Genomic DNA, 13108 nt, shown 5'->3' on the forward strand with positions numbered 1-13108 from the left:
CATGAACGGAACCATCGAGCGGGTGCGAATTGTCGACGTACAGGTGCTGTCGGACGACTGGTATGTGCTGAAAAAAACCACCTTCGACTACCGTCGCGCGGACGGCAGCTGGCAACGCCAAAGCCGCGAGACCTACGACCGCGGCAATGGCGCGACGCTTCTGCTGTACGACCCGCGTCGGCGCACGGTCGTGCTGACACGGCAATTCCGTCTGCCGGCGTTCGTCAACGGCCATCACGGCATGCTGATCGAAGCGCCGGCCGGCCTGCTGGAAATGGCGTCGCCCGAGGCGAGGATTCGCGCCGAAGTCGAAGAGGAAACCGGCTATCGCGTGCACGACGTGCGTAAAGTCTTCGAAGCGTTCATGAGCCCCGGGTCGGTGACGGAAAAGCTGCATTTCTTTGTCGCGCAATACGATGCGGTGGCGAAAGTGGGCGCAGGCGGCGGCATCGCCGAAGAAGGCGAAGATATCGAGGTGCTGGAACTGCCGGTGGACGACGCGCTGGCGATGGTCGAGCGCGGCGAGATCGTCGACGGCAAGACGATCATGTTGTTGCAGTACGCCGCGCTGAAACTGTTTCGTGGGTAATCGCCAACCAGGCCATGGCTGTCTGAGACAAGCGGCTATCTGATATCTGCCGGCCGCGCTTCAGACTCATCCCACACGGCGTTCAGAAAAAGACGATATGTCGGCAAGCGCAAAAAAACTATGCTTGGCGCGGTCCATTTGAGGTCCGCCTGCATCGACATAATCGCACCGCTGGCCTTCACATGGAGAACGGATATCGATCGATATATTTATTACTTCGTTTAGCCCGATCCGGCTGACGAATGAAGTTGAGGTTTTAAGTGGATTCTCTTAATTCAGCGAACCGATTCATGAGTGGTTTTTTCTTTGGCACCCTGGTCGCTGCCGTCGTGATGCTGGGGCTGTGCAATGCAGGGCAATTCTCATCGTTTATGGCGACGCTTCACGCGCTGGAACAGGTGATCGCCACTGTCCTGATTTCCATCGTTATCGTGGATGCGAAACCATTGGCATATAAAACCATCTGGCGTGATCGCCGTGACAGCTTTTTACTCGACGAAGATCTGAACGCGACCCTTCGCGGCAGAACCTTCGGCATTCCAGCCGGCATAATCGCGGGCATTCTGGTTCAGAACTTTGTCATGAACTGAGATTAACAACGCGGCCACGCTGCTAGAACTTATGCCGGATCGCGGCGCGCACCACCACCTGCTTTGACGTCGATGAGGGCGCCTGCGTGCCTGGGATGAAAGCCTCGTCCAGAATCGAATAGGTCGGGTCGCCGGTCACCTGCTGATACTCGCCCTGAATATAGACGTCGGTGCGCTTGGAAAAGTTGTAATCCGCCATCAGGCCGAACGAGTGGATTTTCGGCTTCACGCCGCCACCCGACACGTCGTAGGTTTCCATCGTGTATACGTACTGCGCGCCGACGAACAGCATGGGCGAAATCTGATACTTGCCGTTCAGTTCGAAGTTCTGGTACTTCAGCGAGTTCAGCAATACGCCCGGTGGCACGAGCGGCGTCACGCCGAGATAGCCGTTGCCGGTCGGGTTCAGGTAGTTCGAGTTGGTGTACGTGAAGCCGGCGGTGGCCGGGCCGAAGGTATAGGTAATGCCGCCACCGAATACGCGCATGCGCGCGGCGACGAAGCTGGCGTCATTCGCGGTGATCGCCCCGTTCGCGCCGTTGCCGGGATTGTCGGCCTGCAGGTACGCGGCCGCCACGAGCAAGCCGCCGTAGGCATACTGGCCGCCGAAACTGTAAGCGCGGTTGTTGGCGAAGTTAGTGTCGTTGCTGAAGCTGTAGACGCCGCCGAACTGGAAGCCGGAGATCCACGGGCTCGTGTACTTGACCGCGTTGTCAAGGCGAAAGGTATTGTCGGTGTTGTCGTTATCGTAGGGGTGCGAGAACAGGGCGCCGGCCCAGGCGCCGTTCGCCGTGGTCTGTGCCAGATAGTCGACCACCGAGTCGTACTGCCGGCCGAAGGTCAGTGAACCATATTGATCCGCGCTCAGTCCGACGAACGCCTGGCGGCCGAACATCCGGCCGCCCTGGTTGAGCCGGCCGGTGTTGACGTCGAAGCCGTTTTCCAGCTGGAAGATCGCCTTCAGCCCGCCGCCCAGTTCCTCCGAGCCCTTCAGGCCCCAGCGGCTGCCTTGCGCATCGCCGCTCGCCAGTTCATAAACGTGGCCGCGGCCGACATTGTTGGTGTAGTTGATGCCTTCGTCGATGACGCCGTACAGCGTCACACTCGTCTGGGCGAAAGCAGGCGCGGCAAAAGTGGCACACAAGGCGGCGGATGCAGCCAGCGCGAACACTTGCTTGTCCATGAAGATCTCCCAGAACTCGAGTAATGGGACAACCCGAACCGACCGCTTTCCGATGACGCTCTAACAACGTTTTCATCAACCTCGATGCGCTCGAAGAAATCGTCACACGCCTTGGGCTGGCCGTCCATCGGGTCTAACTTCGATATCTCAAAACGTTGCGAAATCTCCACTGCGTGCGGCGCCCACTGTTTTCCCGGCGCGTAATCAGGTAAACGGCCCCGCGCAGGACGGACTTAAGGCCGATGCTGCTTGCGGCTGGCTTTTGCGGTCTTGCTTTGCGCCGCCGCAAGCGGATCTGTGACGTAAAGAAATATAATCGGACGCTTTCGCGGCGCTGCAGCGGAACTTCGCGCCGTCAAACTGGTCATTTTTTACTGCCGCCTGCGGCCGTGCATCGTCTGCCACGGTTCGTGGAGCTCCAGCGGAACGGCCCCTCGCGGGGCGGCCGTCCGCGGGGCGGCCAACCGCCGCATCACCTAATCCAATTTCAAAAGCCTTGTGAGACGCCTGCCGCGCTGGACTAGCGCGCGCCGTCGCACGGGGCTGCCTTTGGCACCACACAATGCACAAGTCGCCGTCACGCCTGATTGAGCTAGATTTTTTTCGCGGGCTGGTTCTTCTGATCATCGTCGTCGATCACATCGGCGGCAGCATCCTGTCGCGGGTGACGCTGCACGCCTACGCGTTGTGCGATGCCGCCGAGGTCTTCGTATTCCTCGGCGGCTTCGCCACCGCGACCGCTTACGCCGCGCTGGCCGAACGCCGCAACGAGGCGATTGCGCGCAGCCGCTTCCTGCGGCGCTCGCTCGAAATCTATCGCGCGTTCCTCGTCACCGCCGGCCTGATGCTACTGGTCAGCGCGGTGCTCAGCGCGTTCAGTATCGACGGGCCGAATCTCGCCACCACCGATCTCGACGATCTGATCGACACCCCCGTGGCCGCCCTGCGCGACATCCTGCTGTTTCGACGCCAGCCCTACCTCGCCTCGGTGTTGCCGATGTACGCCTTCTTCGCCTTACTGGTGCCGATGATTCTGCCGCTCGCGCGCAGCAAGCCCTGGTTGCTGCTGGCCGCCAGTGTCGCCCTGTGGGCAGGCGCGCCGGCTATCAACGCCTATCTGCCTGCCGCGCCGGACATGCATTGGGATTTCAACCCGTTCGCCTGGCAACTGCTGTTCGTGCTCGGCGTGCTGGCGCGTTGCCAGCCGGTCTATCAACGGGTCAGCGCGCATCGTCTCGGCTGGCTCGTCAGCCTGGCGGCACTCGCGGTGGTCGCGGCCGCCGCCTACTACAAGCTCTTTATCGAGCATGAACCGCTCGATGCCAGCCTCAAGCAAAACCTCTCGTACCTGCGCGCGGTGAATTTCCTCGCGATTGCCTGGCTCGTCGCCAATCTGATTCAGCTTGGCTGGGCGAAAAAGCTCGCGCAATGGCTACCGTGGGTCGGCATGATTGGCCGCAAGGGCCTGCTGTGCTTTATCGCCGGCGCCGTGATTTCACTGGTCGTCGATTCGGTGCTGTATGCGGCTACCGACGGTTATCTGAATTATCCCCTCGGCCTCGTCGCGGATGCCGTCGCGGTCGGCGCACTGTTCGCCGTGGCGCGCGCGTCGGAGCCGCTCAAGCGCTTCGCGGTGCGCGTCTGGGACTGGCGGCTCAGAACCTCGCCCTGAGCGGCGCGCGACCCGAGTGCCGGCTACGCTGTCGGCGTCGCGCGTCCGCCTGCTCCTTGATGCTCACGAATTCCGCTGTCGATACTGATAGCATGACGGCCGCGCGCAAACTGCGCGGCGCTCTCCTACCCTGACATGCGTCCATTCCTACTTTCCGTACTGCTTGCGCTGTGCGCCGCGATCGGCGTGCCGGCGCTCGCCAGCACTGTCCTCAGCCGAAGTTTCCATTCCGAAGCGCTCGGCCGCGACTGGGCTTACACGATCTACCTGCCGACCGGCTATCGTCACGATGCCGCGCGCATTCCCGTGCTCTATCTCCTGCACGGCAACAACGGCGACGCCAACGACTGGCTCACCCAGGGCCATCTGCAAACCACTGCGGACGCGCTGATCGAGCGCAAGGAAATGCCGCCCGTCGCGATCGTGATGCCGCAAGGCGGCACGGACTGGTATGTCGATCGCAAGGAGAAGATGGAGACCGCGTTCTTCGCCGATCTGCTGCCCGAGATCGAAACACGCTACGCGGTCGCGACGCAGCGCGGCGGCCGCATGATCGGCGGGGTATCGATGGGCGGCTTCGGCGCGCTGCGCTATGCGATGACGCAATCCGAGCTCTTTTGCGGCGCGCTGCTGCTGAGCCCTGCGATCTACACAAACGAACCGCCGCTCGCTTCGGCGGCACGGCGCGTGGGCGTGTTTGGCGACCGGCAATTCGATGCGCGTATCTGGCATGCGCTCAACTATCCGGCGCAGTGGGAGCACTATATGAGCCGGCCGTATCGCCTGCCGATGTTCATCGGCGCGGGCGACGACGACCTTGCGATTCAGGCCGATGCGTCGTCGCTCTACACGCACCTTCGGCTGGCGGGCAATCCGGCGGCGCTGCGCATCATCGACGGTGGTCACACGTGGGAGGTCTGGAGCGCGTTGCTGCCCGCCGCGCTGAAATACACGCTGGGCTGCGTGAAACAGACATCGCACGATCAGGAGAAGTAAGCGCGCGGAGCAGCGGTGCCGATTACGCCAATTGCGCCGATTACGCCGGTCACCCGCGCCGCAATGCTCGTGCGACTATCGCACGAGATCCGTCCACAGCACCATCAACACGGTCATGAGCGCGGGGCCGACAAAGAGCCCAAGCAGACCGAAGGTTTCGGCGCCGCCGAGAATCCCGAACAGGACCAGCAGGAACGGCAGACGCGTCGAGTTGCCGATCAGCAGCGGGCGCACGAAATGTTCGGCGATGAACACCACGACCGAACCGAAGACGGCGAGCCCAACGGCCGCGGCCACCGATCCCTGTGAGAACAGCCACAAGGCGGCGAGACCAAACGTGATCGGCGCACAGAACGGCAGCATGGCGGCGATTGCGGTGACGAGCGCGAGCAGCGCGACATGCGGCAAGCCCGTCACCAGATACGCCACGCCCATCAATGCGCCCTCGCCGATCCCCACCACCACGAGCCCCGATACTGTGCCGCGCACCGCGGCTGCCATGCGTTCGACGAGCTGCGCACCGTCGTCACCGAAGCTGCGCCGCACCCCTTTGATTATCGAGCCCGACAAACGCGGCCCTGCCTGAAAGATCACGAAGAGCGTCACCAGCATGAACGCAAACGTCATGACAGCGTGTACCGCGCGCGCCCCGAAATGGCGGCCGAACGTCATGAGCGTATTGCTGTGCAGTCCTTTCATCGCGGGCGACTCGCGCAACGGCTGAGCGAGATTGGCCTGCCACCAGGCAGAAACCTGCTGCACGCCGAACGGCAAATGCTCGATGAAGTCCGGCATGGCAATGCCGTTTTCCTGCACGCCCTTGAACCACTCGTTCAGGTCATGCGCCTCGCGCAGCGCTTGCGCAATGCCGATACCGACTGGCAACACCACCAGCAAGGCGATCGCCAGTGTCAAGGCTGCGGCGATCAGCGTCGTGCGGCCATTGAACGGACGGTTCCTCTCGACCCTGCGAAACAGCGGCCACAGCGCGATGGCGATCACACCGGCCCAGGCCACGACCGCGATGAAATCGCGCACGACCCACAGCGCCAGCAGCACGAGTCCGATGTAGAGCACGAGCGAAGCCGCTTTCTGTTTTTTCAGACGGTCGGACGTGGGCGGTTCGGGCGGAGCAGCCGGGGGGCGTGAAATCATGTGACCTCGTGAGATATGTGCACGAGCCGACCGGAAAAACGCAGACCCGCTACACTTGCGTTACCCGGTCGCTCATCAATAGCCACATCTTAAAGGAAGCGCCGGCGGCCCTTACAGACGACGCACGTTTGTCGCACGGGGTACAACACTGTGTTGCAAAAACCCGCCCTATCGCAAAATCGCATTCGACACGCCACGCGAAGCCCCGCCGCTGCGGATGGGCTCAAATGTCAAGTTTCATTGTTGCTATTTCGGGAACACTGTTTCAACCGCGGCACAATAGCTATCCGTCGCGCTCGGGACTACATTCGGCAGTCCACAATACGGAGCCGACGATGATGACCATCGAGTCCATCCCCCTTGACGGAGCCAATGGCTTGCGCGTCGAGATTCTTGAGCGCTCCGACACGACGCTGGTGATTCGCTGGGTCGAGCCGGGGCGATGTCACTATGGCGAGCAGCGGTGGCGGCGGAGGTCGGCACATACGTCGGGGACATGCGCGGTGTCGCGGCGTAAGATCCGCCGCGGAGATGCGGTGTTCAAGCCGGCTGAGCGGCCGGCGCCTTTGAATGCCTCGGCGATGATTTGTGCTGATTTGTTGGGTGTTATTGACGAGGGTTAGCGTTTTCTTTTTTGCCTTTGGCGGCGGCATTTCCTTGTGCCTGCGGCGTTGGCCTTTCCTTGTTTTGTTTCTGGTTTTATTAGCGTTCCCCCTGTGCGGGGCGGCACCTACTTTTCTTTGCCGCCGCAAAGAAAAGTAGGCAAAAGAAAGCGGCTCAAACCGCCAATTTTTAAGCGGATCCCCTGGCTTGGAGGGGATCGTGGCCCCGTAGAGATTGGGCCTGCGCACCTCCCCGCGTGAGTGACCAGGCCGTCATTCCTCCGGCGGCGCTGCGCGCGCCGGGGCGGTACTTCATCAAACCATCGGTTCTCTTCTGCGCCTCGCCGAGGCGAAGCCCCTCCCCGACTTTCTGGCGCCGGTGAATCGCTATGCGCGCCTTCAAATCGCTTCGTGCCGCTGTTCGCGCTTCTACGCGCTTCTCGGTTCAATCCGCAGATTGGCTTTCCCAATCCGTAAGCAGCCTCCCGAGTCACGAATCGTTTCCGGCGCTTCGCCGAAGCGAGGCAAAGCCGACGCCACCACGCGCACAAACGAAGCCACCGGTGTAGGGCAGACCGCCCTGGCGAGCACGTAGTGCGAGACGGGAGGTATGACAGCCTTGTCACTCATGCCAGAAGGTGCGGAGAGCCAATCTCTACGGAGCCACGATCCCCTCCAAGCCAGGGGACCCGCTTAGATGTTGGCGGTTTGAGCCGCTTTCTTTTGCCTACTTTTCTTTGCGGCGGCAAAGAAAAGTAGGTGCCCCGCCGCACAGGGGGAACGCTAATAAACCAATAAGCAAACAAGGAAAGGCCAAAGCAGCCAGAATCAGGAAAATGCCGCCGCCAAAGGCAAAAAAAACCCAACCCATCGCGCTATAGTGACCCTTCCCCCACCGCACTGCGGTTCCGCAACCGCAAGAGGCAGACCATGGCAGAAGACACCCGGGACCCCCGTGCCGCGGCAACGGCGGCAGAACAAATCGCACCGCAACAATTCTCCCTCGATGTCCTCGTCGAGAAATACGCAAAGGGCGACGAGCAATCCGCCGACGACATTTTCAAACGCGTCGCCCGCGGCGTGGCTCAAGCTGAGCCAGAAGCACTACGCGAATCCGTAGAAGCGCGCTTCATCGACAATCTGCGTCACGGTGCGCTCGGCGCGGGCCGCATCATGAGCGCGGCAGGCACAGGCATCGCCGCCACACTCATCAATTGCTTCGTCCAGCCAGTCGGCGATTCGATTCAGGACGTCGACGAACAAGGCCTCCCAGGCATCTACGTGGCCCTGCTGCAAGCGGCCGAGACCATGCGCCGCGGTGGCGGCGTCGGGTACAACTTCTCCGCGATCAGGCCCAAAGGCGCGCGCGTTCACACCACCAGTTCGGCCGCGTCGGGACCATGCAGTTATATGGACGTCTTCGACGCATCATGTCGCACGGTCGAAAGCGCCGGCTCCCGGCGGGGCGCGCAAATGGCGGTGCTCGACTGCAACCACCCCGACCTGCTCGAATTCATCGAGGCCAAACACTCGAAAGGCCGTTGGAATAACTTCAATGTGTCAGTCGCGGTCACCGACGAATTCATGCGCGCGGTCGAAGAAGATCAGCCCTGGCAACTGGTCCATCGCGCGGAGCCCTCGCCCGCATTGCGCGCGGCGGGCGACGTGCGGCAACGCGAAGACGGTCAGTGGGTCTATGGCGAACGTCCGGCACGCGAGATCTGGAATCGCATCATGCGCTCCACCTACGACGTCGCCGAACCCGGCATCGTGTTCATGTCGCGCATGAACGAGGACAACAATCTGCGCGCGCTCGAAACCATCCGCGCCACGAATCCGTGTGGCGAACAGCCGTTGCCGGCCTATGGCTGCTGCAACCTCGGGCCGCTAAATCTCACGCGCTTCGTGATCGATCCGTTCGCGCAGATGAAAGGCCGCAAGCCGTCGTTCGACTGGGACGGGCTCGCTCAACGCACCCGCACGCAAGTGCGCTTTCTTGACAACGTGCTCGACGTCACGCTGTGGCCGTTGCCGCAGCAATACGACGAGTCGCGCGCCAAGCGGCGCATCGGCGTGGGCTTCACGGGTCTCGGCAATACGCTGGTGATGCTCGGCTTGCGCTACAACTCGCCGGAAGGCCGCGACTTCGCGGTGCGGATCGCGCGGCTGATGCGCGACGAGGCGTATCGGGCCTCGGTGGAACTGGCGCGTGAACGCGGCGCGTTCCGGCTATTCGACGCCGCACGTTATCTGGAACCCGGCACATTCGCCTCACGCCTGCCAGACGACATCAAGGACGAAATCCGTCGCGACGGCATCCGCAATAGTCATCTGCTGTCCATCGCGCCGACCGGCACGGTCAGTCTTGCATTCGCCGACAACGCGTCCAACGGCATCGAACCGGCCTTCTCGTGGACCTACACACGCATGAAGGTCATGGCCGACGGCAGCCGCGAATCGTTCGATGTCGAAGACTACGCGTACCGCCTCTATCGCGAGTTCGGCGGCGACGTCAATCATCTGCCGGACTATTTCGTCAGCGCGCTGCAGATGTCGGCGCGCGACCATCTCGACATGATGGCCGCCGTCCAGCCCTACGTGGATACATCGATCTCGAAGACGGTGAACGTGCCGGCCGACTATCCGTTCGAAGCGTTCGAAAGCCTCTATTTCGACGCGTGGAAAGGCGGCCTCAAGGGCCTCGCCACGTACCGCCCCAATGAAACGCTCGGCGCGGTACTCAGCGTGAGTCCGCCGCAAGCGGACGACACGCTCTCCGAAGCCGATCTCGATCCGCTGCGTATCGCAATCGACCATCGTCCGAAAGGCGAATTGCCCGCGATCATCGAAAAGGTCGAGTATCTGACCCAGGCCGGCAAGAAGTCGCTTTACGTGGCGGCGTCGTTTATCGAGGTGACGGGACGCCTGGGCGGCGAAGACGTCACCATCGAACGCCCTATCGAGTTCTTCATTCCCACCGGTCAGCGCGACGAATCGCAGCAATGGATCACGGCGACCATGCGTTCGCTGTCACTCGCGGCACGCGGCGGCTTTGTCGCGCGCAACCTGCAGGACATGCGCAAGGTGTCATGGGACCGGGGGCAGGTCCGGCTCGGCGATGTTCAACGTATGGACGGGCATCGCGCGCCGCGCTGGCACGATTCGGAAGTGGCGGCGCTCGCCTTTGCGATCCAGCAGATTCTGCATCGGCGCGGCTTTCTCGATGCCGAAGGCAATCAGGTGCCCTCGCGCATGCTGGCGCGTTTGCCGCGTGGGCAGATGAAGGCCGAGACCGCGCTATCGGCGGATTTCGGCCTGCGTCCGCATCCAGGCGAGTCAGACGAGTCCTCCTTGGCGCAACCGGGCGGCATGCAAGGACTGCACACCATGCTGGGACGCAAGTGCGGCTCCTGCGGTGCAAACGCAGTGATCCGCAAGGACGGCTGCGATTTCTGTACCGCGTGCGGCGAAGTCGGCGCCTGCGGGTGAGGATTCAGGCAGGCGTTCCGGCAGGCATGTGCGTACGTGAGTTGGGGGCGCGGGCTCACATCCTCGCGCCGTCAGATCGGCGTCAATACCGCATCGCCTGCAAAGTGCCGGCTCGCGTTGGCCAGGAAATTATCGACCGAAGCCGTAATCGCCTCTGGCGAGCGTCCGCCCACATGCGGCGTCAACACGACGTTGCGCAACGCCAGCAAGGCCTCGGGCGGATGCGGCTCGCTCTCGTAGACATCGAGGGCCGCGCCGGCAATCACACCGGCGGCGAGCGCCTCGGCCAACGCGGCGGTATCCACCACGCTGCCGCGCGACACGTTGACCACGAAACCATCCGCCCCGAGCGCCTCCAGCACCGTCTTGCCGATCAGGTGACGGGTACCCGCCCCGCCCGGTGTCGCCACCACCAGAAAATCACACCAGCGCGCAAGCCCCTCCAGGCTGTCGAAATACCGCAGCGCTGAACCTTCACGCGGCTTGCGGTTGTGATAGCCGATTTCCATGTCGAAACCGGCGCCGCGCCGCGCGACCTTTTCGCCGATATTGCCGAGGCCGACGATGCCAAGCCGCTTGCCGGAGACGTTCGGGCGCATCGGCAAGGTGTCGCGCCAGGCGCCGGCGCGCGTGGCCTGATCGAGCTGCGGAACGTCGCGCACCACGGCGAGCAGCAACGCGAACGCGTGATCGGCCACGCAATGGTCGTTGGTGCCCGCGCCATTGACGAGCACGATATCGCGCGCGCGGGCGTGGTCGATTGCGAGGTTTTCAAAGCCGGCGCCCAGCGCGCTGACAAATTCGAGCTGCGGCATCCGGTCGATTTCAGCGGCCGTCAGACCGGTCGTCCCGTTGGTCAGAACGGCGCGGATCGCGTCGCCGCGCTGCGCGATCGCTGCGGCCCGCCCGGCGGCATCGGGCGCGTAGACAACCTCGAAAGCGGCCTCGACATTGGCGCGGCTCGCGTCGTTCAAAGGAATCAATACCAGCAGGGATGGTTTCATGACGTGGCGCTTTTTTGCTCGATGGGGTCGATAAGGGCGCATAGGCCGGCGACAGAACGAGTGTAACAAGGCGCCAGGTGGCTCGCAGGCGGGCTCCGCGAGCGTGGGAGCGGCGCAGCAAGGCCCCGCAAACCCGGTTAAAGTCCCTCCCAGCCGCGCCGTTAATGACCAGATGAGCGACCTGATGAGCCCTGCTTGAGCAGGCATGAGCCGGCGCAACTACGCCGCGTCACGCGTCACTCTTTTTCGCCACCCCCAAGCCGCCTTAGAATAGCCGGAACTTCGACCACGGGAACCTCATGCTGGATATCCTCCCGCGCGGCCTAGCGCCCGCCAACGACGCCCCGCAGGAAGTCCCCTCGGGGGACGATTCCGAAATGTTCGAGCTCGCGCCCGTCTCGCTCTGGCTCGAAGACTTTAGCGGCGTGCGCGCGTTATTCGACGCATGGCAGGCACAAGGGGTGACGGACCTGCGGGCGCATTTCGCCGAAGATCCGCTCCGCGTTGCCGAATGCGCGCACAGTATCCGCGTCATCAAGGTCAACCAGAAGACGCTCACGCAGTTCGAGGCAGCCGATTTCGAAGCGCTGACGGACAACCTCGCCTCGGTGTTCCGCGACGACATGCTCAAGACTCACCTCGAAGAGTTATGTCAGTTGTGGGCCGGCCAAACGCAGTTCACGAGTCAGACGGTCAATTACACGCTCGGTGGCCAGCGTCTGGACGTGCTGCTCAAGGGCGCCGTGCTGCCCGGCCACGAGCAGCGCTGGGACCGCGTGCTGGTGTCGGTGGAAAACATTACCGAACTGGAAGGCGCGCGGCATCGCGTAACGCTTGCCGAACAGTATGTGCGCGGCCTGTTTGAACATTCGCCCGTCTCGCTATGGGTCGAGGATTTCAGCGCGGTCAAGCGGCTACTCGACGAGGCACGCGCGGCCGGCATCAGCGATTTTCGTGTCTTCACGGACGTCCATCCCGAGTTCGTCGAGCGCTGCATGCAGGAGATTCACGTGATCGACGTGAACCAGCACACGCTCGACATGTTCGCCGCGAAAGACAAAAAAACGCTGCTGGCGCGCCTGCCCGACGTATTCCGCGACGATATGCGTCCGCACTTTCGCGAGCAGTTGATCGATCTGTGGGACGGCAAGCTGTTCCAGCAGCGCGAAGTGCTCAATTATTCGCTCGACGGCAACGAGGTGCATGTGCACCTGCAGTTCTCCGTGCTGCCCGGCCACGAGCGCGATTGGGACCTGGTGCTGGTCGCCCTCACCGACATCACGGCGCGCAAGAAGGCCGAAGCGTATCTGGAGTTCCTCGGCAAGCACGACGTGCTGACCAAGCTGCGCAACCGCTCCTTTTACGTGGACGAACTGAACCGGCTGGAGCGCAAAGGCCCATGGCCGGTGACGATCATCATGGCCGATCTGAACGGCCTGAAGCGGGTGAACGACCAGCTCGGCCACGCCGCCGGCGACGCGCTGCTACGGCGCGCCGGCGAAGTGCTCGCCAAGGCGATGGAAACGCCGTTCCACGCGGCGCGCATCGGCGGAGACGAGTTCGCGATCCTGATGCCGGACACCGACGAGCGCGGCGGCGTCGCGATGATCGATGCGATCCGCCAACTGGTTGATCTGAATAACCAGTTCTATCCGGGCTCGCTGTTGAGTTTTTCGATGGGCGCGGCGACCTGCGAACGCGGCGACCGGCTCGAAGCGGGCGTGCAGCGCGCCGATCTGCTGATGTATGAGGAAAAACGCTCGCACTATGCCAATCAGCAGGGTTCCGGCGAACCAAGCTGATGAAGGCGGCGGGCGCGCGGCATGCA

The 13108-nt window shown here is 62.7% G+C and carries 10 protein-coding genes; 7 read left to right on the top strand and 3 right to left on the bottom strand.

All coding sequences use genetic code 11. The features are described from left to right. The first annotated feature begins 1 nt into the window (after window position 1). Together PQR27_RS27565 and PQR27_RS27570 are read left to right on the top strand one after the other, a co-directional pair. Complete coding sequence (locus PQR27_RS27565; protein WP_408526764.1) at window positions 2-589, top strand: NUDIX domain-containing protein; 588 nt, start codon at window positions 2-4, stop codon at window positions 587-589. 290 nt (window positions 590-879) lie between these two features. Then, window positions 880-1179 carry a hypothetical protein gene (locus tag PQR27_RS27570; RefSeq protein ID WP_408526765.1) on the top strand — a complete coding sequence of 100 codons (300 nt, stop codon included), beginning with the start codon at window positions 880-882 and terminating at the stop codon, window positions 1177-1179. 22 nt (window positions 1180-1201) lie between these two features. On the opposite strand, the gene PQR27_RS27575 is transcribed toward PQR27_RS27570, so the two are convergent. After that, entirely contained in the window at window positions 1202-2362 is a 1161-nt protein-coding gene (locus tag PQR27_RS27575) for a porin (RefSeq protein WP_408526766.1), read from the bottom strand. A 562-nt stretch (window positions 2363-2924) separates the two neighbouring features. Between PQR27_RS27575 and PQR27_RS27580 the strand changes: the two genes are divergently transcribed. Further along, window positions 2925-4034 carry an OpgC domain-containing protein gene (locus PQR27_RS27580; RefSeq protein WP_408526767.1) on the top strand — a complete coding sequence of 370 codons (1110 nt, stop codon included), beginning with the start codon at window positions 2925-2927 and terminating at the stop codon, window positions 4032-4034. A gap of 135 nt (window positions 4035-4169) precedes the next feature. After that, the gene (locus PQR27_RS27585; protein ID WP_408526768.1) at window positions 4170-5030 is read left to right on the top strand and encodes an alpha/beta hydrolase; all 861 of its coding nucleotides are present in this window, start codon (window positions 4170-4172) and stop codon (window positions 5028-5030) included. A 75-nt stretch (window positions 5031-5105) separates the two neighbouring features. Here PQR27_RS27585 and PQR27_RS27590 read toward each other — a convergent pair whose 3' ends face one another. Beyond that, a complete protein-coding gene (locus tag PQR27_RS27590) occupies window positions 5106-6185 on the bottom strand; it encodes an AI-2E family transporter (RefSeq protein ID WP_408526769.1) in 1080 nt (359 codons plus the stop codon). 338 nt (window positions 6186-6523) lie between these two features. On the opposite strand from PQR27_RS27590, the gene PQR27_RS27595 reads away from it, so the two are divergent. Both PQR27_RS27595 and PQR27_RS27600 read left to right on the top strand, forming a co-directional pair. Continuing rightward, complete coding sequence (locus tag PQR27_RS27595; protein ID WP_408528319.1) at window positions 6524-6808, top strand: DUF3331 domain-containing protein; 285 nt, start codon at window positions 6524-6526, stop codon at window positions 6806-6808. Between the two features lie 909 nt (window positions 6809-7717). Then, the gene (locus tag PQR27_RS27600; RefSeq protein ID WP_408526770.1) at window positions 7718-10276 is read left to right on the top strand and encodes an adenosylcobalamin-dependent ribonucleoside-diphosphate reductase; all 2559 of its coding nucleotides are present in this window, start codon (window positions 7718-7720) and stop codon (window positions 10274-10276) included. Window positions 10277-10347: 71 nt separating this feature from the next. Here PQR27_RS27600 and PQR27_RS27605 read toward each other — a convergent pair whose 3' ends face one another. After that, window positions 10348-11280 (bottom strand): 2-hydroxyacid dehydrogenase, encoded by a 933-nt coding sequence (locus PQR27_RS27605; RefSeq protein WP_408526771.1) that lies wholly within the window; start codon window positions 11278-11280, stop codon window positions 10348-10350. A 299-nt stretch (window positions 11281-11579) separates the two neighbouring features. Here PQR27_RS27605 and PQR27_RS27610 point away from each other — a divergent pair, with 299 nt between their 5' ends. Further along, entirely contained in the window at window positions 11580-13082 is a 1503-nt protein-coding gene (locus PQR27_RS27610; RefSeq protein ID WP_408526772.1) for a sensor domain-containing diguanylate cyclase, read from the top strand. Window positions 13083-13108: the final 26 nt, after the last annotated feature.

It is taken from the genome of Paraburkholderia fungorum (assembly GCF_046027215.1).
Taxonomy (GTDB): domain Bacteria; phylum Pseudomonadota; class Gammaproteobacteria; order Burkholderiales; family Burkholderiaceae; genus Paraburkholderia; species Paraburkholderia fungorum_D.